This window comes from Streptomyces sp. NBC_01803 (assembly GCF_035917415.1).
Taxonomy (GTDB): Bacteria; Actinomycetota; Actinomycetes; order Streptomycetales; family Streptomycetaceae; genus Streptomyces.
Map to the genome: position 1 here is coordinate 3,523,271 of NZ_CP109073.1, position 21,293 is coordinate 3,544,563.

General features: G+C 71.5%; 27 protein-coding genes and 1 pseudogene. 14 read left to right on the forward strand and 14 right to left on the reverse strand.

What is annotated here, in order from left to right:
* The first annotated feature begins 130 nt into the window (after nt 1–130).
* Both OIE51_RS15865 and OIE51_RS15870 read left to right on the forward strand, forming a co-directional pair.
* Complete coding sequence (locus OIE51_RS15865; RefSeq protein ID WP_326598339.1) at nt 131–1,207, forward strand: glutamate--cysteine ligase; 1,077 nt, start codon at nt 131–133, stop codon at nt 1,205–1,207.
* Nucleotides 1,208–1,269: 62 nt separating this feature from the next.
* Nucleotides 1,270–1,464, forward strand: coding sequence for a hypothetical protein (locus OIE51_RS15870; protein WP_326598340.1), 195 nt, complete (start codon nt 1,270–1,272; stop codon nt 1,462–1,464).
* Between the two features lie 169 nt (nt 1,465–1,633).
* Here OIE51_RS15870 and OIE51_RS15875 read toward each other — a convergent pair whose 3' ends face one another.
* From OIE51_RS15875 to OIE51_RS15895, 5 genes are all read right to left on the reverse strand, one after another.
* Nucleotides 1,634–2,569, reverse strand: a complete 936-nt coding sequence (locus tag OIE51_RS15875; RefSeq protein ID WP_326600652.1) for a DUF5996 family protein — start codon at nt 2,567–2,569, stop codon at nt 1,634–1,636.
* Nucleotides 2,570–2,764: 195 nt separating this feature from the next.
* Complete coding sequence (locus OIE51_RS15880; protein WP_326598342.1) at nt 2,765–2,998, reverse strand: hypothetical protein; 234 nt, start codon at nt 2,996–2,998, stop codon at nt 2,765–2,767.
* Nucleotides 2,995–3,186: a DUF397 domain-containing protein gene (locus OIE51_RS15885; protein ID WP_326598343.1), complete on the reverse strand. Its 192-nt coding sequence runs from the start codon at nt 3,184–3,186 to the stop codon at nt 2,995–2,997. The genes OIE51_RS15880 and OIE51_RS15885 overlap by 4 nt, the downstream gene beginning before the upstream one ends.
* Nucleotides 3,187–3,197: 11 nt before the next feature.
* Nucleotides 3,198–3,410 carry a DUF397 domain-containing protein gene (locus tag OIE51_RS15890; RefSeq protein ID WP_326598344.1) on the reverse strand — a complete coding sequence of 71 codons (213 nt, stop codon included), beginning with the start codon at nt 3,408–3,410 and terminating at the stop codon, nt 3,198–3,200.
* A complete protein-coding gene (locus OIE51_RS15895) occupies nt 3,400–4,293 on the reverse strand; it encodes a helix-turn-helix domain-containing protein (RefSeq protein WP_326598345.1) in 894 nt (297 codons plus the stop codon). Before OIE51_RS15895 ends, OIE51_RS15890 begins: the two co-directional genes overlap by 11 nt.
* Before the next feature lie 218 nt (nt 4,294–4,511).
* On the opposite strand from OIE51_RS15895, the gene OIE51_RS15900 reads away from it, so the two are divergent.
* The 5 genes from OIE51_RS15900 (at nt 4,512) to OIE51_RS15915 (ending at nt 7,798) form a co-directional block, all read left to right on the forward strand.
* Nucleotides 4,512–4,937 (forward strand): ATP-binding protein, encoded by a 426-nt coding sequence (locus tag OIE51_RS15900; protein WP_326598346.1) that lies wholly within the window; start codon nt 4,512–4,514, stop codon nt 4,935–4,937.
* A complete protein-coding gene (locus OIE51_RS15905; RefSeq protein WP_326598347.1) occupies nt 4,934–5,113 on the forward strand; it encodes a hypothetical protein in 180 nt (59 codons plus the stop codon). The genes OIE51_RS15900 and OIE51_RS15905 overlap by 4 nt, the downstream gene beginning before the upstream one ends.
* Before the next feature lie 189 nt (nt 5,114–5,302).
* Nucleotides 5,303–5,857, forward strand: a complete 555-nt coding sequence (locus tag OIE51_RS26980; protein WP_442812057.1) for a hypothetical protein — start codon at nt 5,303–5,305, stop codon at nt 5,855–5,857.
* A gap of 499 nt (nt 5,858–6,356) precedes the next feature.
* Nucleotides 6,357–6,812, forward strand: coding sequence for an NUDIX domain-containing protein (locus OIE51_RS15910; protein ID WP_326598348.1), 456 nt, complete (start codon nt 6,357–6,359; stop codon nt 6,810–6,812).
* A 47-nt stretch (nt 6,813–6,859) separates the two neighbouring features.
* Nucleotides 6,860–7,798: a hypothetical protein gene (locus OIE51_RS15915; RefSeq protein WP_326598349.1), complete on the forward strand. Its 939-nt coding sequence runs from the start codon at nt 6,860–6,862 to the stop codon at nt 7,796–7,798.
* A 71-nt stretch (nt 7,799–7,869) separates the two neighbouring features.
* Here the strand turns inward: OIE51_RS15915 and OIE51_RS15920 are convergent.
* Nucleotides 7,870–8,138: pseudogene (locus OIE51_RS15920) on the reverse strand (hypothetical protein).
* Between the two features lie 60 nt (nt 8,139–8,198).
* On the opposite strand from OIE51_RS15920, the gene OIE51_RS15925 reads away from it, so the two are divergent.
* Nucleotides 8,199–8,336, forward strand: coding sequence for a hypothetical protein (locus tag OIE51_RS15925; RefSeq protein WP_326598350.1), 138 nt, complete (start codon nt 8,199–8,201; stop codon nt 8,334–8,336).
* Between the two features lie 10 nt (nt 8,337–8,346).
* On the opposite strand, the gene OIE51_RS15930 is transcribed toward OIE51_RS15925, so the two are convergent.
* Both OIE51_RS15930 and OIE51_RS15935 read right to left on the reverse strand, forming a co-directional pair.
* Nucleotides 8,347–9,219, reverse strand: coding sequence for a phospholipid scramblase-related protein (locus OIE51_RS15930; RefSeq protein ID WP_326598351.1), 873 nt, complete (start codon nt 9,217–9,219; stop codon nt 8,347–8,349).
* Between the two features lie 147 nt (nt 9,220–9,366).
* Entirely contained in the window at nt 9,367–10,449 is a 1,083-nt protein-coding gene (locus OIE51_RS15935) for a hypothetical protein (protein WP_326598352.1), read from the reverse strand.
* 361 nt (nt 10,450–10,810) lie between these two features.
* Between OIE51_RS15935 and OIE51_RS15940 the strand changes: the two genes are divergently transcribed.
* The gene (locus tag OIE51_RS15940) at nt 10,811–11,077 is read left to right on the forward strand and encodes a hypothetical protein (protein WP_326598353.1); all 267 of its coding nucleotides are present in this window, start codon (nt 10,811–10,813) and stop codon (nt 11,075–11,077) included.
* Here OIE51_RS15940 and OIE51_RS15945 read toward each other — a convergent pair.
* Both OIE51_RS15945 and OIE51_RS15950 read right to left on the reverse strand, forming a co-directional pair.
* Nucleotides 11,064–11,894 (reverse strand): polysaccharide lyase family protein, encoded by an 831-nt coding sequence (locus OIE51_RS15945; RefSeq protein WP_326598354.1) that lies wholly within the window; start codon nt 11,892–11,894, stop codon nt 11,064–11,066. The genes OIE51_RS15940 and OIE51_RS15945 overlap by 14 nt on opposite strands.
* A 4-nt stretch (nt 11,895–11,898) precedes the next feature.
* Entirely contained in the window at nt 11,899–13,449 is a 1,551-nt protein-coding gene (locus OIE51_RS15950; RefSeq protein WP_326598355.1) for an alkaline phosphatase D family protein, read from the reverse strand.
* 235 nt (nt 13,450–13,684) lie between these two features.
* Here OIE51_RS15950 and OIE51_RS15955 point away from each other — a divergent pair, with 235 nt between their 5' ends.
* Together OIE51_RS15955 and OIE51_RS15960 are read left to right on the forward strand one after the other, a co-directional pair.
* A complete protein-coding gene (locus tag OIE51_RS15955; protein WP_326598356.1) occupies nt 13,685–14,464 on the forward strand; it encodes a VOC family protein in 780 nt (259 codons plus the stop codon).
* A gap of 219 nt (nt 14,465–14,683) precedes the next feature.
* Complete coding sequence (locus OIE51_RS15960) at nt 14,684–14,887, forward strand: hypothetical protein (RefSeq protein ID WP_326598357.1); 204 nt, start codon at nt 14,684–14,686, stop codon at nt 14,885–14,887.
* 19 nt (nt 14,888–14,906) lie between these two features.
* On the opposite strand, the gene OIE51_RS15965 is transcribed toward OIE51_RS15960, so the two are convergent.
* Entirely contained in the window at nt 14,907–15,785 is an 879-nt protein-coding gene (locus OIE51_RS15965) for a phosphatidylinositol-specific phospholipase C/glycerophosphodiester phosphodiesterase family protein (RefSeq protein ID WP_326598358.1), read from the reverse strand.
* A 141-nt stretch (nt 15,786–15,926) separates the two neighbouring features.
* Here OIE51_RS15965 and OIE51_RS15970 point away from each other — a divergent pair, with 141 nt between their 5' ends.
* Entirely contained in the window at nt 15,927–16,589 is a 663-nt protein-coding gene (locus tag OIE51_RS15970) for a histone deacetylase (protein WP_326598359.1), read from the forward strand.
* A gap of 21 nt (nt 16,590–16,610) precedes the next feature.
* On the opposite strand, the gene OIE51_RS15975 is transcribed toward OIE51_RS15970, so the two are convergent.
* Entirely contained in the window at nt 16,611–17,753 is a 1,143-nt protein-coding gene (locus OIE51_RS15975) for a MarP family serine protease (protein WP_326598360.1), read from the reverse strand.
* A 142-nt stretch (nt 17,754–17,895) separates the two neighbouring features.
* Nucleotides 17,896–18,315 carry a DoxX family membrane protein gene (locus OIE51_RS15980; RefSeq protein WP_326598361.1) on the reverse strand — a complete coding sequence of 140 codons (420 nt, stop codon included), beginning with the start codon at nt 18,313–18,315 and terminating at the stop codon, nt 17,896–17,898.
* Nucleotides 18,316–18,536: 221 nt separating this feature from the next.
* Here OIE51_RS15980 and OIE51_RS15985 point away from each other — a divergent pair, with 221 nt between their 5' ends.
* The gene (locus OIE51_RS15985) at nt 18,537–19,391 is read left to right on the forward strand and encodes a SigB/SigF/SigG family RNA polymerase sigma factor (protein WP_326598362.1); all 855 of its coding nucleotides are present in this window, start codon (nt 18,537–18,539) and stop codon (nt 19,389–19,391) included.
* A 301-nt stretch (nt 19,392–19,692) separates the two neighbouring features.
* Nucleotides 19,693–20,667: a zinc-binding dehydrogenase gene (locus OIE51_RS15990; protein ID WP_326598363.1), complete on the forward strand. Its 975-nt coding sequence runs from the start codon at nt 19,693–19,695 to the stop codon at nt 20,665–20,667.
* Here OIE51_RS15990 and OIE51_RS15995 read toward each other — a convergent pair.
* Nucleotides 20,653–21,231: a hypothetical protein gene (locus OIE51_RS15995; RefSeq protein ID WP_326598364.1), complete on the reverse strand. Its 579-nt coding sequence runs from the start codon at nt 21,229–21,231 to the stop codon at nt 20,653–20,655. The two genes, OIE51_RS15990 and OIE51_RS15995, sit on opposite strands and share 15 nt — an antisense overlap.
* Nucleotides 21,232–21,293: the final 62 nt, after the last annotated feature.

Genomic DNA, 21,293 nt, shown 5'->3' on the forward strand with positions numbered 1-21,293 from the left:
GACCTGACCCCTTCTGTCACGCTTCTTTGTCATGTCCACTGCCACCCGAAGCCGACCGGGTCCACACGGGGTTACGTGGCGGAACGGCCGGTTTTGTTCGCCCCGGCTCGAACGGGGTAGTCGCACTCGGGTGCGAACCATCGGTGTAGAGGAAGAATTGCTGCTCGTGGACGCGGAGTCCGCCCGGCCGCGTGCCGTCGCGGGTGCCGCGCTGGCCGGAGCGGACGAGGACACGGACGAGGTGGTGGCCGAGCTCCAGCAGCAACAGCTGGAGACGAACACCACGCCCTGCGCCACCCTTCCCGAACTCCGCGCCGAGATCCGGGGCTGGCGCCGCCGCGCCGACGAACTCGCCGCGAAGGAAGGGGCCGAGATCGCCGCCCTCGCCACCTCCCCGCTCCCCGTCTCGCCCGAGCTGACGCCCGGCGGCCGATACCGCCGCATGGCCGAGGCGTTCGGGCTCACCGCCCAGGAACAGCTCACCTGTGGCTGCCACATCCACGTCCAGGTCGAGTCCGACGAGGAGGGCGTCGCGGTGCTCGACCGCGTCCGCGTCCGGCTGGCGCCGCTGCTCGCGCTCAGCGCCAACTCCCCGCTCTGGCAGGGCTGGGACAGCGGCTACGCCAGCTACCGCTACCAGGTCTTCGGCCGCTGGCCGACGACCGGACCGCAGCCGCCGTTCGGCTCGGCCGACGGGTACCGGCAGGGCGTCTCCCGTCTGTTGGCCACCGGCACGCTGCTGGACCAGGGCATGGTCTACTTCGACGCCCGGCTCTCGGCCCGCTATCCGACCGTCGAGGTGCGGATCAACGACGTCTGCCAGGACGCGGACGACGTGGTCCTGCTGGCCGCGCTGGTGCGCGGCCTGGTCGAGACGGCGGCCCGCGAGTGGCGGGACGGCGTGCCCGCGCCGGAGACCGAGACGGACGTGCTGCGGCTGGCCGCCTGGCGCGCCAGCCGCTCCGGGCTGGACGGCGCGCTGCTCCACCCCGGCACCCAACGGCCCGCCGCCGCCCGCGAGGTGGTCGAGGAGCTGGTCGGACACGTCACGGACGCGCTGCGCGACGCGGGCGACCTGGAGCTGGTCCGCTCGGGCGTGGAACGCCTCCTCGCCGACGGCAACGGAGCGGCCCGCCAGCGCGTCGCGTACGCGCGCGGCGGCCCGACCGAGGCGGTGCGCGACGCGGTGGTGCGCACACGGGCGTAAAGGACGCCGGGCCGGGCACCCGAAGAGTTGTCGCCGGACAAAAACGAGAGGAGCTGATCGAAGTGGCCACAGGCAAGAGGCTCATGCGCGGTGCGCTGGCCATGCTGAGCGCCAGGGCGCTCCGTTCGTCCAGGCGCCCGTCGAGCGGCGCGCGCGGCGCGCGGACGGGCGGCGGAGGCGCGGCCGGAGTCGTGTCCCGCCTGGTCCGCAAGCAGTTGAGCGGCGGCGGTCGCGCCGGACGGCGCGGGCGGTACTGACGCGCGGCGCGGGCCGGGACGCGCGTGCCCCGCCATGCCGGGGCAAGGCGCCGCTCCCGTGATCCGTCCCGCGCCCCGTCCCAGCGGCGGGCACCCTTTCCCCGGGGGTGCCCGCCGTTTCCCGCGCGCCGGGCCGTCCTCCGTCCGGGCGACCGACTCCGTTCTCCGCTCAGGCGAGGACGGGGTCGGTCACGCCGTGCGAGCACTCCCGCTCCGGCGGCCACCCCGCCAGATCCGCGCCCGCGCGGTAGGCGCTGTGGTAGAACGCCTGGATCTCGGCTCCTGGATCGGGCGCGGAACGGACCGCCTCGTAGGGCAGCAGCGCCATGTGCGAGCCGCCCCGGTCCAGCCAGCGGGCGGCGTCCGGCGCCAGCGGTCGTGCGGCCAGGCCCTCCGGTTCGGGGGCGGTGTAGGAGTAGAACGCGGGCTCGGGCGTGTCGTCGTCCCCGAACCAGAACCCCGAGCTGATGACCTCCCGCGAGTACGCCTCGCGGGTGACGGGATCGGTGGAGGGATCACTGTCGATGTGCCGGTCGGAGAACCGGGTCACCGCCACGTCCATCGTGTGCCAGAAGTGGTGGACGGGGCTGATCTTCCCCGCGTAGTCGGCGGCGGCGACCTCCAGCTCCATGGCCACCCGGCTGAGGATCCGCCAGTAGGTGGAGACGGCGTCCTGGTCGTAGGCGTGGTGCTCGGTGTCCTGCGCGAACGGCCGGTCGGCGTCCGGCAGATCGAAAGGGCGCGGGATGTGCGGCCTCGCCTCGATCCCCAGATCGGTGAGCGCGGTGGTGGTGGCGTCGTAGAAGTCCGCGACGGACCGCCCGGCGAGCGGGAACGCGATCTCGTCTCCGGTGAGGGTGCGGATCAGCAGCCGGTGGCCGACGAAGTCGAAGTCGATGGTGAACATCTGCCGGCTGACCGGGTCCCGCATCGGCCGGGTGGTGATGCCGTTGCCGGTGAGGTGGAACGGCACATGCCACCAGTGATTCCGCTGCGGTCCGGCGGCCAGCCGGATCTTGCCGGCGATCTGGAGGAACCGGTGCACGGTCTCCTTGGTCGGCCGCCACGCGTCGAGCGGGAACGCGGGGTACTGCTCCTCAGCCACGGGGTCCACGCTCCCCACTGTGAGCGCCCCTCGCCCCTCCGGCAACCGGGACCGCCGACGGCGACCGACCCCTCGTCCCGGCCGCCGCCCGCGTCCTCGCCGCCGACGCATTCGGCTCCGCGTGCCGACGGCGCATAGGGACACACGAAGGATCATCGCGAATGGTTCACCAGTTCGGCAAGATTATGGCCGACATCAACTCTTGCGGGTCCGCACCCCGAACATCAGCCCGAGCCCGACGAGCGCGAGGAGCACCCCCAACGGAGCGGCCCCGATGGCGAGCACGAGCTTCGCGGCCCCGTCCGGCACGGCGAAGAGCACCAGGACCGGCCCTCCGATCCCGACGACTCCGCCACCGATCAGCAGCCCCTTCCCGACCCGATACCGCCGCCCCCCGGGAACCGGCTCCCGCCCCGCCTCCGCACTCACCGTTCGAGACGTCCCGCCTTCACGGCGGCCAGTAGGGCCGCGAGCCGAGTGGGTGCGGTGGTGAGGACCGCTTCGGGCTGGTCGCTCTCCCGCATCAGCAGCACTTCGGCTTGGGCCGCCAGCTCCACGCACTCGCCGTTGCCGCCAGAAGCGCTGTAGCTGGACTTCCGCCGTGCGAGTCCGGGCACTGGGTTCCCCTTCATGGGTTGAGACGGCCCGCCTTCATGGCGGCCAGCAGGGCCGCCAGCCGAGCGGGGCCGGTAGTGAGGACCGCGTCAGGCTCGTCGCTCTCGCGGAGGAGTAGCGCGTCCGAGGTGGCGGCAAGCTCTACGCATTCCTTGTTGCCGTCCGGGCCGCTGAAGCTGGACTTTTGCCAGGCTAGCCCGGACATCCTTCCCCTTTCACAGGTCATACATGAGGCGCTGGATCAGGCCGAGAGAGTCTCGCCTCACGGAGACGTTACTTGCTGCGCCAGGGGCGATAGGAGGCAGGGCGACGGCGCCCAGGTTCGCGAAGGCGTCAGAGAACTGGGCCAGGTTCGATTGGTCGATCACGAAGGGCGACGACGCCGGGTGTTCGACGTAGACCGTGCTCAGTTCGGCTACGGCGGCATCGAAGCAGACGAAGGAGCAGCCGAACCCGCCCGGGTAGGCCTCGGTGCGGAACGGCAGGATCTGGATCTTCACGTGCGGAAGGCAAGCCATCTCCACCATGTGCTCCACCTGACGTTGCATGACTTCGCGACCTACGAACTCCATGCGCAGCGCTGCCTCGTGGATCACCGCGTGGAACTCCGGAGGCTTCGGATCGGTCAGTAGGCGCTGCCTTCGTAGCCGGAACTCGACGAACTGCTCCCTGTTCTCGGCGGGCATGTCCGGGTGACCGGCCTTGAACAGTGCCCGCATGTACTCGGGCGTCTGAAGCATTCCCGGCACGTTGACCCACTGGAAGGCCCGGAGCCGCACGGACATCGACTCCAACTCCGCCAGGTCCCGTACCGCTTGGTTATGTGGCGGGTGCTCGTACTCGGACCACCAGCCGCGCCCGTTGGACTGGCTCATCGCGATCAGTGATTCGATCAGCCGTTCTTGCTTGCAACCGCAGAACGCTGCCAGACCCCTGATCTTCTCGGGCGAGATCGATGTACGCCCCGCTTCGATGTGGTTCAGGTGCGCGGCACTGAGGCCCACCTCGGCACCCGCCTTGGTGGCGGTGAGGCCGACGTCTTCCCGCATCCGTCGCAGTTCAGCGCCCAAACGCCGTTGCCGCTGACTGGGTTTGCCGCGCAGTCCCATGATCGTCCTCCTTGCAGACTGGCTTCAGTCTGCCGCACATCCTTGCGGTATCAAGCCGCTATCACTCGCCGGAGTGAACTGGCCGCAGGACGTTGCATCGCGGCGGAGTTCGTTCTAGCTTGAAACCTCCTCGCTCGGTCGTCGCGAGCCCGAAGTGCACCTGCCGCCACCCGTTGGCGAACGGGCGAGCCACGGGCTGATCAACTCTGGAGTGATGCATGTGTCTTGTCCCCGTGCGGTCCGGGACCGCCGGTTTCGCCCTGCACTTTCCGGCTCATCCGGTCTGGGTGCGCAACGCCCGGCAGGCGGTACGCACCGCGCTGCGCTCGGTCGATGTCGCCAATGACGAACTCGTCGACACCGCCGTCCTCCTGACCTCCGAGCTGGTCAGCAACGCGATCTCGGCGTCGCTCAACTGCCTCACGCCGCCGCCCGTCGACATACACGCCTTCTGGTCCCCGGAAGGCCATCTCCAGGTCAAGGTCTACGACCGCGCCCCCGGCGACCCCGAGGTTCCCGGCGAACTGCCCCCACTCGACGACGAGTACGGACGCGGCCTGCTCCTCCTGGCCCACTGCGCGCGGGAATGGGCGATCTGCCGCCACGCCCCGGGGCCGGGCAAGACGGTGTGGTTCCAACTGTGACCCGCCGCATGCCCGAGCTGCCCAAGGACGAACTGATCCGCCTTTACCGAGCCGGCCGATCCCTCAACTCCCTCGCCCGCGACCACGGAGTCTCCGCCCCCTACCTGACCAAGCGCTTCAAAGAATGGAACGTCCCCCTCCGCGACCGCGCCCAGGCCGCCAAGCTGAGGCGATGACCAGGTGACGGTGCTGGCTGTTGACTCGACAGGCAGTCGGTCCCTCGTGTTTGCCGTCGCTCGGAGCGGAACAGCATGCCATTGCCACGTATCTGAATCTGACCGCTGTGCGTCTCCAGTAGCCGTGCGTACCACCCAACCGGTTGTTCCGGGTGGAGTTCAGTAGCGAACCGTCACGCGAGGGGAATGATGCCATTTTCTGCCGTCCAGTTCGATTCAGGTTTCTATGAGCGAGTCGTCTCTGAATGCGGATACTCCGACTTGAGTGTCGAGCCCTTCGGTGCAGGATTCGCTGGCCAGAGCGCCGATCTGCTGGCAATTCGCTACTTGTGGCAGTCGAATCTCAGTACCTACGCCCGAACAGATCGCGCCGCGCGGATCGTCACCATAGGGTTCGGTATGAGCGGACCGCCACATATGGGAACTGTTTGTCAGCTCTTGGGCATCAGGCGGCTTCAAGAGGCCGGGGAGACCTGTCAGGTCGTCTTCGGCGACCTGGATGCCTGCACCGGCAAGAGGCGAGACCTTCAAGCCGTACGTGCCCTGGCCGCGCAGTACCGGTTGTTCGCGAACCGCCTCGGAATCGAGCCCGATCTCCTTCTTCTCGGTCGCAATATGATGCCCTTTCGGTCCTTCGCGACATGTATTTGCTTGCGCAGTACGTCTCGGATGACGAATTTGAAGCGGCCGAAGAAATCAATCACAGCTTCTAAGCTGCGATGGGTGTCGTGGACCCGAAGATGACCTTCCCGCGGAAGCTCTCCCTGTTGCTGATGGTTGCTGATTTCGTGGATTTGGCGCGAGGGCGTGAGGCCGTCCTGGTGCAATTGGGAATCGATGAGCATCAGTACATGCGGTTCGCCCACACCGCGAGGCAGTTTTCGGACACTCACACTTGCGGAAGCGCGAGGCTAGCGGCAGTCGCATAGAACTTCCGCTCTCTGCCGGGGATGACTGGTCAACCCACGGCGGCAAGCCCCCGGTTCGACCGCCGGGAGCAGGAAGGCTCAGGGCGGTCACACCCGGCTCCAGTGGTCAAGGGACGCTCCGCCGACGCTCCCCGTTGGCTGCGAGCATCCCGGCCCCGCACCCGTGTGAGGCCGGGGGAGCCCCGCTCGGAGGGACCGGAGGACAGTACCGCCGGGCGGGGCAGGCAAAGTGTGGGCGTGACCCTTACCCCACCGCGTAGGTTGAGTCAGGCACCGCGAGCGCCCCACGCGCTTGCCTTATCGAAAGGGTGCGTATGAAGCGAATCGTTGCCCGAATGTGGAAACTCATTCGCGGCCCCCTGCAATGGCGTGTCCTGTGGTTCGCCCACGCCAAGTTCATGATCGGCGTCACGGGTGTGGTGCGAAACGAAGAAGGGCAAGTCCTTTTGCTCAAGCACCGCATGTGGCCCTCCGATCGGCCATGGGGGCTTCCGACCGGATACGCGATCAAGAGCGAAGAATTCCCCAAGACCATCGTTCGAGAGGTTCGGGAAGAAACCGGCCTTGAAGTCGTTCCGGGGCGACTGGTTCAGGTAACCAGTGGCTACAAGCTCCGCGTGGAAATCGCATACGAGGCTCTTCACATGGGTGGAACTCTGAAGATTGACGGCTTCGAGATTCTGGAGGCGAAATGGTTCAGTCCGGAGGCTCTCCCGGAAGGGATGCAAGAGTCTCACGTTCAGCTCATCAAGGCGGGTATGGAGACTTAACGGAACTCGCCCCGAATGAGTCTGTTATCGGCGCTAAGGCAATAGCGGTGCTCGCGGCCATGCGCGCCGACGCGTCCCCGCTCATGGGGAAGCACCCGGCCCATGTGTTCCGGCCTCTCCCGGAAAGGCTCAGCGCGTGGGAAGCGGACGGAATCGACACCGCGCCTTTCCGTGATGGCGTGGAAATCGCGAACCGCCGGTACGTCGGGCATGGGCTGGCAAAGATGCTGCCGCTTGAGCGTGTGTTGGTCGGTTGCGAATCCTCGCGTGCCGGTGCCTTCGGTGGATTCCACCACCCGGACCAGGGATATCGCCACCTTCAAATGGTGGCCATCATCACCATGTACGGGCCTCTGGATCGCCGGAATCCCGAGTGTCCCGCGCTGGCCCTTCTCGACCTGCTGCGCGCGTACACGCATGACTGCCTTCACTACGGATCGCGTCGGCGTTACGTGGAAGTGGCAGGCGTGCCCGTCCGCACTCAGTACGGAATCAACTACCGCCGCACAAGCGGACAGTCCTACTCAGCTGCCGACCAGCGCGGAAGCCGCTACACAAGGAATCTCGGAATCGTCATGGAAGGCGTGTGCGACAAAGAGGCGCGCGCCATCACCCGGCAGACGGCAGCACACTTCGGCGTGACGGAATCCTCAGACGTTCTCGGCGCACTCGCGTTCCGGGACGTGACGGGAACGCTGGCGGAAGAGGACACCGGGCGCGTGGTGGACGTGCCAGGAAGCGAAGAACAGACGCGATACGCGGCGGCCCTCAGCGGCTACGAGAAGGGCGTCAATCGGCGGTACTCGCACTTTCTTGAGGAGTTCGCCCCTGGGGAAGAGAGTGAGTGCCACACGCGCCTTCTCTCGGCCATCATCAGCGGCGACGTGGGCGCACTGGGGGCGTGGCTGGACGAGCGGCACGGCCCCGGGACCTTCGCGGGCCTCTTCCGCACGCCGGGATACTTCGAACCCGGCTTGACCGCGTAGCGGTCACCGAGCGGCCCCGTCCGTGCGCTGCTCCCGTGGCGCATGGGCGGGGCTTCCTCATGCCCACACGCCTACCCTGTCGGTATGACGCTTCGGCACCCCGATGACCAGGGCATAAGATGTGTAAGAGTCCTCCTCGCCGAGGCCAGGGTGACGCCGGCCGGGAGGCGGGAGTCATAGGCGTTCGTGAGGTCGCGGCCGATCACGGCGATGTCGCCGTTGTCGAGCTGCCAGATGTCCGGACAGTCGTCGTTGTCTTCCGATTTCCCCAGCGTGGCCGCCGACTCCCCGAGCCGCCGCAGAAGAGCGCGGAAGGATCTGCTTCCCAGCGACGTGTCACAACCCCTCCCCACCATCGAATGTGACGCACCTGTCACGAAGAGTATCGACCGCGCGCCAGGTGGACAAGGCAGGTGTGACGGGTCGGTGGGACAGTGGCTGTCTCATCGGGCGGGCGTTCGTGGCCAACCCCGACCTGGTCGAACGCCTGCGCACCGGCGCGGGCGACAGGTCGACGCCGGTCGGGACCGGCCGGTGAACGGGCCGGCTCAGCCGAAGCCGCGCGCGTCCTGCTTGAGGGCGGTGTCCACGGTCAGCGCCGTGGCGACGACCAGGCTCAGCAGCGGGTCGGCCAGGGGGCGGTGGATCTGGAGGACGTAGTTGTCCGCCGTGGTGAACATGGTCTTCGCCAGACCTTCCCAGGTCTTGGTGATCCGGGCGATCTCGGCGCCGCTGTGGTCCACGATGGCGAAGTTCCACGCGCGCCAGTTCTCGGCCTTGATCGCGCCGAGCTGCTGGCCGTTGGACTGGATCGCGAAGTTGATCTTGCCGATGGCGTTCTGCTGGACGATCTCGCCCACCGGCTGCCCGTCCGGGCGCGTGACGAGCACCTTGGACTTGATGAACTTCGCCGGCCGGGTCAGCACCAGCACCGGCTGTCCGCCCGCGTCGCGGATCTCCAGCCGGTGAGTCATGAACTGGTCGAGACTGCTGATGAACCGCGCCGCCTTCTTGAGGGCGCTCTGGCCGACCTGGACCACCGAGCCGATGGTGCGTCCCTGCTGGTCGAAGACGCTGTACTCGTTGGTCAGCTCGATCAGCTTGGCCTTCTGGTTCACGACCAGAACGGGCTCACTGAACAGCGTGCCGCCGCCGGCGCCGGGCGCCGGGGCTATCCCCGCCTGCTGGTGGACCTGCTGCTGGACCTTGGCCGGGTTCGGCCGCACGGGCGGAACCGGTGGCGCCTGCGGCGGGATGTGCGCGGGGGCCTGCTCCCGGACCTGCTCCCGCACGGGGGCCTGCTGTGGCTGCCCCGGCTGGGTGTGGTCGGTCCACTGGGCACCGTCCCACCAGCGCACCAGGTCGGGTGCGCCCTGCGGATCGGCGTACCAGCCCGCAGGAACGTTCGATTGTGCTGTCATGCTCGGCAGACTACCTCTCGCCGGGTGCGGCGGACGCCGCGACGGTGCCGCCGGTGGCCACGGCCCCGGTGGGGTCCGCGAGACCGGGGCCGGTGACGGCGTCGCCAGAAGTATGTCCTCTGTCGAACTACGGGAGTCGTTGAACTATCAGTCCGGCCCCGGGGGGTCCCAATAGCACGTGGAGGCCCATTCGACGGAGCAGTCCCCGTTCTGGTCGGGCCACTCCCCCACGGGTGGCTGGGGCTCCTCGGTGGTGGGGTCCGGGTCCGGCGGGGGAGTGGTCCGCCGGGGCGCGGGGGTCGTCGGGTCGGGGCGCTCGGCGGGCTCGGTGGCCTCCGGTGCCTGGGGCGCCACGTCCGCCGCCTCGGTCGTCTCCGCCGCCTCGGGGCCGGACGACTCCTCCTCTTCCGGCTCTTCCGGGCTCTCGGTCGGCTCCCCGCTCTCCGGCGGATCGGTCCACGTCGGCGTGGGGAAGGGGGAGTCCGAGGGGGACACGTCCGCGCCGTTGGCCTCGTCGTTGATCGAGAGCGGCATCTCGTCGGCGCGGGCCATCACGATGCCGAGCAGAACGCCGCACAGCAGTCCGATGTAGAGGAGCTTGCTCCGGGAGGAACGCCCCTCCGGCTCGTCGTCGTCGGCATCGGCCTTGGCCGCGCTGGCCTCCGCGACCCGGTCGGCCTCGATGGCCGCCTCCAGTCCCCACGGATCGGGCTCGTCGCCGGAGAGGACCCCGGGCACGGCCGGATCGAGAGGGGCGACGGGTGGAAACCCGGGAAAGGCCGGCAGCGGCGCCGTCTCGGCGACCGGCCCCACCGACCCCTCGGGCACGTAGTAGGGCACCCCCTGCGGCGGCACCCCCTCCGGTGAAAGGGCGACGGTCCCCCCTTCACCGAAGTAGCCGGGCATCCCGCCGGCGGGCGGCATCATCCCGGCACCGGGGTCGGCCGTCGCCTCCGGCGGGAAGACGGGCGTCCCCGCGGGCGGCTCCGCCGTCTCGGCGGCCGGACCGGTCGGCGCCTCGTACAGGAAGGCGGTCGCCCCGGCGGTCGGGAAGGCGGGCATCCCCGCGGATGGGAAGACGGTTCCCTCGACGGCCGGCGCGGCCGGGCTCCCGGCCGGGAAGGCGGGTGCCCCCGCGGGCGGCTCCGCCGTCTCGGCGGCCGGGGCGTTCGTCGCCTCGGCCGGGAAGGTGGCCCCCTCGGCCGGGGAGGCCGGCGGGAAGGCGGGCATCCCTTCGGGCGGCGGCGCTGTCCCGGCGGCCGGGTCCTGGGCCGGGAGGGCGGCTTCCTCGGCGACCGGAGTGGTCGGCCCCGCAGACGGGAAGGCAGGTATCCCCCCAGGCTGGGGCATTTCGGCGGGCGGGTGGTCGAATGCCCCCTCCAGCCGAGGGGATATTTTGGCGCAATGTGGGCATATCGCGGCGCCGTTGAGGGCTCGTTTGCAGGCGCTGCAGGTGTCCATGGCTCCCGTCCGACTGTTGTTTAACCCCATGGTAGGAACAGCCTAGTGACCTTGCGCGGAAATGCATCCATAACAATTCGGTCGCCGGTCGCTCATTCCGCCCTGATCGCCTCGCCGCACCGGGTCAGCGGTGCCCGCGGCGTGGCCCCGTTCCTCCGGGACGAACGCCTCGGCCGGCCGTCGTCCGATCCGCACCGCCTCGCGGTCGGCGGCCTCCAGGGCGGTCCGGCCCGCCTCGGTGGGGCGGGTCGCCAGCACGTCGCGGTACCAGCGTCCCACCGGCGCGTTCTTCGAGGTGCCGGCCCGCCGCCACGGCCCGGAGGACGACGCGCCGGTCGGTGACGCCGGGCGGCGCGTCGTCCTCGTCGTGCGGCCGGAGCGCGTCACCTTCCCGTGACGGCGAAGACGCCGATCGCGTCGTAGGCGTGCCAGGAGCCTTCGGTCTTCTCCAGCGTCAGCACGTTCTCGCCCGCCCTGAAGGCCGCCGCCGGGAGCGGGAGTTCCACGAAAGACGGCTTGAGCGGATTGTTCGGGCGGGTCGCGTCGCCCTCCAACGAGCCCTTGGTCGCGCCGCCTTCGAAGGCGATCGTGGTGATCTCCGTGCCGTTGACCGCCAGTACGCCCTTGCCCGGGATCGTGGCGTGCGTGTCCGTCAGCCACAGCGCGAGCCCGAGCGCTCCCGTCGGGGCCGCGTCCAGCGCGAAGCGCAGCGTGAACAGATGCCGGCGGCGGCCCGCCCAGGCGTCGGCCGGGCCGGGGTGGAGGTACGGCCAGTCCGTCGCCGGCCGGCTGACGCCGTGCCGGTAGTCGACCCCGTTCGGGAACGTCGCGAGGTAGCGCGAGTTGCCGGCCGGCGACAGCGCGAACTCCAGGCCCTTGTGGTCGAACGAGCCGACGACCACGAGTGGTTGGCCCGTGGCGTACGACGCGACCGTGCTCGCGGACACCCCGGCCGGGCGCCCGCGCGCGCCGGAGGCGAGGACCGTCACCACCCGGTAGTGCCAGGTCACCGCAGCCGGGCCCAGTACGGCGTGCGTGAAGTGCGGGTAGACGGTCTTCCCGACCAGCGCGGCCGGCTCGGTCTCCGGCGCCCGGCCGCGCGCCGCGTACACGGCGTAGTGGTCGACCAGCGGCTCCCACGGCGCCCGTTCCCAGCGCAGGTCGATCGCGGCGACCCGGCCCGTGGCCCGCAGCCCTTGGACGTTGCGCGCCATGGCGTCAGCCCACCCTCTCCAGGCCCGGACGGCCGGTCTCGGTGACGAAACGGGCGACGGTCGAGACGGGCGCCTCGCCGTCCGCCTGGACGTACGGAACGGACCGGTAGTCGGCGGTCAGTTCGGCCGGGGTCAGGCGGCACAGCGTGTAACCGCGCCGGGCGTTGTAGAACTTCACCCACGGATGCCGCGTCCAGTCGGCCTCGTGCTTGTCGGTCTCCGCGCCGTCCCCGTCCGAGGCGATGGACGAGGTGACCAGCTCGGTGCCGACCACCGGCGCGTCCGGGTCCGCGAAGTTGGCGCGCAGTTCGCCCGCGATCGCGCGGTGCGTGTCACCGGTCAGCACGACCGGGTTGGCGACGGCCGGGTCGCGGAAGGTGTCCAGCAGCCGCTGCCGGGACGCCGGGAAGCCGTCCCACTGGTCGACGCGGTCGTCCCCGACGCGCATCACGGCGACCTGTTGGGCGAGCAGGTTCCACGTGGCGCCGGAGCGCCGCAGCCCATCCAGCAGCCAGCGCTCCTGGGCCGGGCCCAGGATGTCGCCGCCGCCCGGGTCCCGGTGCTGGCGGGTGTCCAGCACGTGGAAGGACGCCAGATCGCCGGCCGTCAGCCGTCGGTGGAGGCGGGCGTCCGGGCCGCCGACCGGCAGCGCGGCGCGCGGCAGTGGCGTGTTCTCGTAGAGCGCGCGGTAGGCCACGGCCCGGCGCGGCGCGAAGTCCTCGGGCGGGATGCCGTACCGGGAGGTGTCGGCCGCGTAGTTGTTCTCCACCTCGTGGTCGTCGGGCGTGATGACGAACGCGGTCGCGGCGTGCGCGGCCTGGAGGTCCGGGTCGCTCTTGAACAGGGCGTACCGCAGCCGGTATTCCTCCAGGGTCACGGTCTCCCGGTCGTGCCCCTCGCCCGGGTCCGCGCCGCGCCGCCAGAGGTTGGCGGCGGTGATGGCGTACTCGTAGATGTAGTCCCCGAGGAAGAACACCATCTCCGGGTCGTCCGCGACCAGATGCCGGTACGCGGCGAACCAGCCGTGGTACCACGCCTGGCAGGAGGCCGTGGCGAAGGTGAACGCGCGCGGTGTCGTGCCCCGGGCGGCCGTGGTGCGGACCCGGCCGACCGGGCTGAGGTGGCCGCCGGCCGTGAACCGGTAGAAGTACGGCCGCCCGGGGCGCAGTCCGCGCACCTTAGGGTGCACGGCGTGGGCCAGGTCCGGCGTCGCGAGGGCGTGCCCGCGCCGCACGACGCGCCGGAACCGTTCGTCCTCGGCCACCTCCCACCCGACGTCGAACGGCGCGCGCGGCATACCGCCGTGCCCGTCGGCGGCCAGCGGCTCGGGCGCCAGCCGGGTCCACAGGACGAATCCGTCCTCGGCCGGGTCGCCGGACGCGACGCCGAGGCGGAACGGGTCGCCGGGCACGCGCTCGCCCGTGAACGTGGCCTCGGCGGTGCCGGGCGCGCCCACGCCGGCCAGCAGGGTCGCCGACGAGACACCGGCGAGCTGGAGGAAGGAACGGCGGCGCGGGCGCGCCGGGGGTATCGGTACGGGGGCTGCGCGGTCCATGGCGTGGTGCTGTCCTCGCTGTGGGGCTTCGGCCGCTGGGTCACCCGGCCATCCGCACCCTCGCCGAGGGGGGTGACGCGCGCGCGGACCGGTGGCGAAAAGCAGGGGTCACCGAGGTGATTTCGCCCGCGCGGGCCCCGAGTGGGTGATCGCCGTGACCACGGCCCGGCCGGGGGCGTTGACCCAGTGGTCCGCCGCCGCCGGAGGAGCCGCATGAACGGAAGGGGCGCTGGTCATGTCCGACTTCCCCGAGGGCACACCCTGTTGGGTCGACGTCACACTGCCGGACCCCAGGCTGGGGAAACGGTTCTACGGCGAGTTGTTCGGCTGGACGTTCGCGGAGGGCGCGGGGGAGCACGGTGGCTTCTACTCGCAGGCGTTCTCCGGCGGCGAGCCGGTCGGCGCGATGGTCTCGCAGCTGCCGTGGCAGGAGGAGCCCCCGGCCTGGACGCTGTACTTCGCGACGCCCGACATCAAGGCCACCGCCGCCAGGGTGATGGACAACGGCGGGTCGCTGCTGATGGAGCCCCTGGAGATCGGCCGGTACGGCAGCCTGCTGCTCGCGCGCGACCCGGGCGACGTCCCGTTCGCGGTGTGGCAGGGCGACCGGCAGCACGGCTTCGGCCGGCGCGGCGAGCCCGGCGCGTTCCGCTGGGCCGAGATCGTCACCCGCGACGCGGACGCCGCCGACGCCTTCTTCCCGGCCGTCTTCCCGTTCGAGACCCGGCGCGTTCCCGAGCCGCCGGGCACGGATCACGTGCTGTGGCTGGTCGCCGGCGTCCCCGTGGCGGGCCGGCTGCGGATGCCGCCGGAGACACCGGACGAGGCGCCGCCGCGCATCGACATCCACTTCGCGGTCGGCGACTGCGATCTGGCGGTGGCGACGGTCCGCCGCCTCGGCGGACGCCTGCTGGGCGCCCCGGCGGACGGCCCCCACGGCCGCTCCGCCGCCGTGGCCGACCCCCTGGGCGCGGCGTTCGTGGTGGCCGACCGCTACCCGGCGCGAACGAGGTGACGGTCGAGCGGCTCCCGTGGCCGGTCCTCGTCGCCCGGCGCCGGCGGACCGCGCTGGGGGAGGACGACGAGGGCCGTGCGCTCGCCGCCCCCGCGCCGCCGTGTGCCGCGAAGTGACGTTTCGTCCGGCGAGGCGGCCCGACGGTATTCCGACTCCCGTTCTCCGTATGGCTCTTGTGGGCGGCGCGGGTGCGTGGGCCACCGGGCTAGCGTGGAGATCATGGCTGAGCACCATGTGATCCGCGTCCGGTTCGACGGCGGCCCACGCGACGGCCGGACAGTCGATGTCGTCATCACCGGCCGGGTGCCGCTGCCGCTGATGCTGGCGGCCCGGCAGGCGGGAGGGCTGTACGAGCTGCGTTCCACCGAGGGGCGCGGCACCCGTTATGCCTGGATCGACGACCTGCCCGCCCGGTCGTCCTAGCGCTCCGCGCTCCCGGCGCTCAGCCCGCGTCGGCGGCGCGCAGGAACGCTTCGAGGCCCGCGAGATCGTCGGTGTTGAGGTGGTCGACATCCGCCGCTACCAGCTCCCGCCACACCGCGTCGCGCGCCGGGCCCGGCAGATCGGGCGTCGCCCAGAACCGCACGCGCTGGCCGCGCGCGTGCGCGGTGCCGGTGATCCGGCGCAGCAGCTCCCGCTCGGCCGCCGGCATCGGGCCGATGCCCTGCCAGGTGAAGCCGCTGTTCCAGTTGGCGCTGATCAGCGGGATGAACGAGGCGGGCGCGGGCGGGTCCGCGAGCAGGTCGTCCAGCCGGCCGTCGTAGAACGTGTGGCGTATCCGCTCGGCCTCCATCGGCACGCGCGCGGCGCGGTCGCCGGAGATCACGGCGGTGACGGCGCGGGGCTGGACCCGGCCGCCGACGGCCTTGCTGAAGAGGGAGTGGTAGGGGCGCAGCCGGCGGGCGAGTTCGCGGTAGGTGGCGTCGCCGGTGTTCTTGATGTCGATCAGGAGCTGCAACGAGACGTCGTGCCCTCGGTAGACACGGCCGTGGTTGGCTCTGACCCGGGCCAGCAGCGGGTCGAGGTACAGGGCTTCCAGCGTGCGGCTCGGGTCGAGCTGCCACTCGTCGTGGGCGACGAGCAACTGCCCGTCCACCAGCCAGATATCGGCCTCCACGCTGGTGAACCCGTGGGCGAGCGCGTCGTGCAGCGGACGGTCGTGCTCGTAGTCGTTGTGGGCGTGGGCGCGGCGCAGGGGCACGACGCCCCCGCCGGAGGAGGAGGCGGCGCGCGCGGTGGCGGGCGCGGCGACCGCGCCCGCGAGGGCGGCGGTGAGGGCGGCGGCGGCCCCCATGGCGCGGCGACGGCTGGGGAATGTCACGATTCCTCCCAGGACGGTGTGGGTGACGCGAGTGAGTATCCGGGGAGGGAGCGGCGATTGACAGGCGCGGTGGAAGAGTTCTCCGAGCGGTCACCGGGGTTTTCCGCGACCCGCGTGTGGTATGCGGCGTATGGGTCGAATATGCATCTGGACCGGCTCAACCGCTATCTGCGCGGCGGCACTCCGCCCGGCGGCCTGCGGGCGCACCCCGGCTGCCGCGATCCGCGCCCACCGATCCGGTCGGCGCCCGTGACGCTGCCCGGAGTGCTGTACTTCGCCACCGAGTCGGCGGTGTGGACGGGCGGGCGCGCGTTCCTCGACACCGGCGTCCCTGAAGTCGACACCGGCGTCCCCGGCGTCCCCGGCGTCCCCGGCGTCGACACCGGCGCTTCCGGTGCCCCTGGGGCCCCCGGCGTCGCCTTCGCGCACGCGCACCTGCTGACGGCCGGGCAGTTCGCCGACATCGCCGCCCAGGAGATGGGCCGGGAGCCGGGCGTCGATCTCGACCTGAGCCGGGTGCTCGGCGCCGGGCGCGACCGGCTCGGCCCCGGCCGGTACGAGACGCTGGTGCTCGCCGGGTGGCGCGACGGGTTCCCGCTGCTGACGTTCACCGCGCCGTGGCGCCGCCGCGACGTGCCGGGGAACGCGCCCTCGGCCGCCTATCTGCGGCATCTGGGCGCGGGGTTGATCGCCGCGCACGGCTGGGACGCGGCCCGCGCCGCCGCCTATCTGGCGAGCCGGCCGGGGGCCGCCGGGCACTGGAGCGCGGCCTCGGTCGAGACGCTGCTGCGCGGCGGGCCGTGAGCGCGGCCCCCGGCCCGGGGCTCAGCCCGCCTGTTCGGCGTGGCGGCGGATCTGGTCGGCGGTCAGCACGTACCCCGTCTCGGCGTCCGTGACGGAACGGGCGAAGACCATCCCGTAGACCTGGCCGTCCGTCGTGAGCAGCGGCCCTCCCGAGTTCCCCGGGCGGACGAGGGAGCGGACGGCGTAGATGTCGCGGGTGACGACGCTGTCGCCGTGGATGTCCTGGCCCCTGGCCGCCGTACGCCCGGCGACCGTGGCGGCGCGCAGGTCGAGGCCACCGTCCTCCGGATAGCCCGCGACGACCGCCGGATCGCCGCGCGTGGCGTCGCCCGCGAAGTCCACGGTCGGCGCGTCGAGCCCCGGCACGCGGAGCACGGCCACGTCCGCGTCCGGATCGAAGAGCAGGATCTCCGCCTCCAGCCGCCGCCCGAGGCCCCCGACCTGCACGGCCGTGACATCCGCGCCGTCCACGACGTGGGCGTTGGTCATGACGCGCTCGGGCGCGTAGACGAAGCCGCTGCCCTCATGGCCGGAGAGGCCCGCGCTGGCCGTGACCTTCACCGTGCTGTGCTGCGCGGCGGCGACGGCGGCCTCCGTCACGTTGTCCCCGGAGGGGGCCGGGACGTCGGCGGTCGGATCGTTCTCGAACGGGTTGAACACCTGGGGGAACCCGGCGTCCGTCAGGGCGCCCGTCGCCCGGCTGAACCACGTCGGCGCCTGCGCGGGCATCCGGTCCTGCACGCCGCCCAGCACCGAGGAGTCCCGCACCGCCTCGTTCAGCCCGGGGGAGGGGGTGGGGACCAGGGCGCTGGCGACGATCCAGGCGACGAGCAGCGCCGCCACCGTGTTGAACACCGAGCCGCCCACGCCGTCCACCCAGCGCGCCGGCGCCCGCTTCAGGGTGGCGCGCAGCCGCACGGCCAGCGGCCAGGTCAGCGCCTGTCCCACGGCGGCCGGGACCAGCACGATCACCAGGGCGACGATGCTGGCCGACCCGGAGCCGGGCGTCATGCCGTCCACCACGAACGGCAGCAGCCACACCCCGAGACAGGCCCCGCCCACGAAGCCGGCCAGCGAGACGACGCCCGCGATCAGCCCGCGCTGGAACCCGGACACGGCGGCCAGCGCGACCGCGACCAGCAGCAGCAGATCCAGGAGATTCACCGGCGGCGCCCCTCAGTCCCGTTTCATCGCAGAAGGAACGAAGTGTGCCACCCGGTGGGTTCCCGCGCGCCCCTGGCCCCCCCTCGGCGGGGTCCCGGCCGGGGCTCAGCCGGGGTCTCGGCCGGGGAGGCCGGCCGCGGTCTCAGTCGAAGTCGAAGAGCGGCCCGGTCCAGGTCAGTCCGAGCTCATCACCGGCGAAGGCGATCAGCGCGAACAGCATCAGCGCCGCGCCCGCGAGTGCCGTGTCCTTGAAGAACTGGGTCATCTCGTTCTGCTTCGCGCCCGCGTCCGTCTCCTTCCAGAACGGGTGCATCAGCAGAGCCGTCGGGATCAGGAAGATCAGCAGGAGCAGGGCGCCGAGATCGGCCCACACGCCGAGCAGCAGGCTCAGCGAGCCGACCACCAGCAGGACGCCGGAGCCGAGGACCGCCGCATGTGACGCGGGCACGCCCTTCGACTGGGCGTAGCCGGTCATGGCCTTGGTCTGGGTCAGATGGCCGGCCGCGGAATGGAGGAAGAGGATGACGAAGAGAATCCGTCCGATGAGTACCAGGATGTCCATACTCGCCTCCTTGGCGCGCTCCTTCCCACTTTGCTCCCGCATCGTCCGCGGGGCAACCGGAGGCCGCGGCGGACGGCCCCGGGGCGCCCGTTCCCCGTTCCGCCGTTCCGTTCCCCGTTTACCCGTGGCGGGGTCGGGCAAGGGAAGGGAGTGCCCAGGACGAAAAGCATATAAAAGGCACTTTCGCGGAAACCGCCGTCGACGCCTTGGGAGAATTCGTCATGAGGACCACCGCGTCCAGGACCGTCGGGTCCGCGCCGCACCGGCCGGGCGGCTACCGTCGGCGCCGCCGCCCCCATCCGCACCACGACGCGCCGGACACCGGCCGTCAGTTCGAACGGATCGTCGCGCTCCCGGACGGACCCGAGCGCGAGCGGCTGTGCCAGGAGGTGGTCAGGGCCTGGCTGCCGATGGCCGACCGGCTCGCCCGCAACTTCCGCGATCGCGGCGAGAGCCTGGAGGACCTGGCGCAGGTCGCCGCGCTCGGACTGGTCAAGGCCGTGCGAGGATACGACCCGGGGCGCGGCTGCGCGTTCGAGAGCTACGCCGTTCCCACCATCGTGGGGGAGGTCAAGCGGCACTTCCGGGACCACCTGTGGGGCGTGCACGTGCCGCGCCGCACGCAGGAGCTGCGCAACCGCGTGCGCGCCGCCCGCCACGAGCTCGACTGCCGGGTGGACGACCGGCAGCCCGGCGTCGGCGAGCTGGCCGAGCGCAGTGGGCTGACGCGCGCGGAGGTCGAGGACGGGATGGCGGCGCTGGAAAGCTTCCGCCCGCTGTCCCTGGACGCGGAGCTGACCAGCACCGCCGACGGCTACACCCTGGCCGACACCCTCGGGGAGCCCGAGCCGGGCTACGACCAGATCGTGTATCGGGAGGCGGTCCGGCCGAGGCTTCGCGAGCTTCCCGAACGCGAACAGGAAATCCTGTATCTCCGCTTCTTCCGGGAGCTGACGCAGAGCGAGATCGCGCGGCGGATGGGCATCTCGCAGATGCACGTCTCGCGCATTCTCGCCCGCGTCTGCGAGCGCCTGCACGACGAGATCGAGGCCGACGGCGGGCGGCCCGCGGCCTGAGTGCCGGGTACCGGGTGCCTGAGTGCCGGGCGCCGGGTACCGAGTGCGCGGTGCCTGAGTGCCCGGGGATGCCTGGGCGCTCAGGCCGCGGGCCTCGCGCGCCCGCCGCCGCCAGGCGGGACTGTCGACGTAGTGGCACCTGTGCGGGGCCACTCGACGCCCTCGCTCATCCGCGTTTTCCGGATATCGAACATCCAGACGGGATCGCGCGACCCCCCGACTTGACCTCAAGTCCACGTGACGTTGAAGCCTTGGCCCCACCAACCGAGAGCGATGACAACAAGTCGAGAGCGAGGCCGGAATGCGCGAGATCCGAGTGACGGAGTTCGGCGGTCCCGAGGTGCTGGTGCCCGTGGCGGTGCCCGATCCCGAGCCGGGGGAGGGGCAGGTCGTGGTCGGCGTGTCCGTCGTGGACACGATCTTCGTGGAGACCCAGATCAGGAGCGGCCACGCGCGGACCTGGTTCCCCGTCCAGCCGCCGTATGTGCCCGGCGGCGGCGTCGCCGGGCATGTGACCCGCGTCGGCACGGGCGTCGACCCGGCGTGGATCGGCCGGGCCGTGATCACCCGCGCCGTGGTCAACGGCTCCTACGCCGAGCAGGTCGTCGCCGCGGCCGACGGGCTCGTCGCCGTTCCCGAGGGCCTCGGTCTGCCGGAGGCGGCGGCGCTCGCGCACGACGGGACGACGGCGATGATGCTTTTCGGCCCGGCCGGTGTCACAGCGGGGCAGTGGGTGCTGATCACAGCGGCGGGCGGCGGCATGGGGCTGCTGCTCACGCAGCTCGCCCACGCGGCTGGTGCCCGCGTCATCGGCGCGGCGCGCGGGGCGCGCAAGCTGGCGCTGATCCGGGAGCTGGGCGCGGAGGTGGTCGTCGACTACACCGAGCCGGGCTGGACGGACGAGGTGCGCAAGGTGACGGGCGGCGCCGGGGTGGACGTGCTGTGGGACGGCGCGGGCGGCGAGATCGGCCGGGCGGCGTTCGAGGTCGCGGCGGACGGCGCCCGGGTCTCCGCGCACGGCGCGCCCAGCAGCTCGTTCGCCGCCATCGACCCGGCGGAGGCGGCCCGCCGGAACATCACGCTGACCGGCATCGCCGAGCTCCAGGTCTCCCCGGCGGACGCGGTGGGCCGCACGGTCGAGGCGGTGGAGGCGGCGGCGGCCGGGCGGATGCGGCCGCACATCAGCCGCACATTCCCCCTGGAACGGGCGGCCGACGCCCACGCGGCCATCGAGAACCGCGACATCACCGGGAAGGCGCTGCTACTGGTCGGCTGACGCGGCGGTCGCCGCCTCGCCGCGGGCCTGTGCCTCCGCCCGGCGGGCGATGGCGCGCAGCAGCTCCAGCCGGATGAACATGGCGCCGCCGAGCCGGATGAGTGCCCAGTACGGCGCGAACTTCCGGCGGCTCACCGGGTCGTTGGTCCGCACCCTGGTCTCGGCGGCGAGCAGGGTGCGGCCGTCGGCGATCGGCGTGAGCCGGAAGGCGAGGGCGGCCTTGGCCCACCCGGGCTCGGCGAACGCGGCGAACGCCTCGGCGTCGCGCGTCTCCTCCGGCCCCGGCGTCGGCCGGAGCCGCCAGAACCGCGCCACCCGGCCGTGGACGGTCTCCCGCCCCTCGTCCCGGCGCAGCTCCGGCATGGGCGCCACGTCGAGAAGCCGCCCGGACATCGGGGGGGAGCCGAGGTGACGAATCATCATCAGGGCGCGGGCGACGGGGAGTTCGTCTCCGGTCACCCCCTGGATCGCCGCCCATACGGCCTCGGGCGACGCGCCGACGCGCCGGGTGTAGCGGGTGCGGAAGTCGTACACCGGGAGGAGCTGATCGAGGATCGTGGTCATGCCGTCACCCTTCCTTTCTGGACGCTACCGTCCAGAATGCTAGTGTACGCGGCCGTTCAGAA

Bases quoted from the DNA above. Each gene is read 5' to 3' on its own strand.
- OIE51_RS15895 (WP_326598345.1), bottom strand. From the start codon at position 4,293: ATGGGACTGCGCGGCAAACCCAGTCAGCGGCAACGGCGTTTGGGCGCT.
- OIE51_RS15970 (WP_326598359.1), top strand. From the start codon at position 15,927: ATGCATCTGGACCGGCTCAACCGCTATCTGCGCGGCGGCACTCCGCCC.
- OIE51_RS15985 (WP_326598362.1), top strand. From the start codon at position 18,537: ATGAGGACCACCGCGTCCAGGACCGTCGGGTCCGCGCCGCACCGGCCG.
- OIE51_RS15960 (WP_326598357.1), top strand. From the start codon at position 14,684: ATGGCTGAGCACCATGTGATCCGCGTCCGGTTCGACGGCGGCCCACGC.
- OIE51_RS15955 (WP_326598356.1), top strand. From the start codon at position 13,685: ATGTCCGACTTCCCCGAGGGCACACCCTGTTGGGTCGACGTCACACTG.
- OIE51_RS15980 (WP_326598361.1), bottom strand. From the start codon at position 18,315: ATGGACATCCTGGTACTCATCGGACGGATTCTCTTCGTCATCCTCTTC.
- OIE51_RS15945 (WP_326598354.1), bottom strand. From the start codon at position 11,894: ATGGCGCGCAACGTCCAAGGGCTGCGGGCCACGGGCCGGGTCGCCGCG.
- OIE51_RS15990 (WP_326598363.1), top strand. From the start codon at position 19,693: ATGCGCGAGATCCGAGTGACGGAGTTCGGCGGTCCCGAGGTGCTGGTG.
- OIE51_RS15900 (WP_326598346.1), top strand. From the start codon at position 4,512: ATGTGTCTTGTCCCCGTGCGGTCCGGGACCGCCGGTTTCGCCCTGCAC.
- OIE51_RS15995 (WP_326598364.1), bottom strand. From the start codon at position 21,231: ATGACCACGATCCTCGATCAGCTCCTCCCGGTGTACGACTTCCGCACC.
- OIE51_RS15950 (WP_326598355.1), bottom strand. From the start codon at position 13,449: ATGGACCGCGCAGCCCCCGTACCGATACCCCCGGCGCGCCCGCGCCGC.
- OIE51_RS15935 (WP_326598352.1), bottom strand. From the start codon at position 10,449: ATGCCCGCCTTCCCGCCGGCCTCCCCGGCCGAGGGGGCCACCTTCCCG.
- OIE51_RS15890 (WP_326598344.1), bottom strand. From the start codon at position 3,410: ATGACCTGTGAAAGGGGAAGGATGTCCGGGCTAGCCTGGCAAAAGTCC.
- OIE51_RS15910 (WP_326598348.1), top strand. From the start codon at position 6,357: ATGAAGCGAATCGTTGCCCGAATGTGGAAACTCATTCGCGGCCCCCTG.
- OIE51_RS26980 (WP_442812057.1), top strand. From the start codon at position 5,303: ATGCCATTTTCTGCCGTCCAGTTCGATTCAGGTTTCTATGAGCGAGTC.
- OIE51_RS15930 (WP_326598351.1), bottom strand. From the start codon at position 9,219: ATGACAGCACAATCGAACGTTCCTGCGGGCTGGTACGCCGATCCGCAG.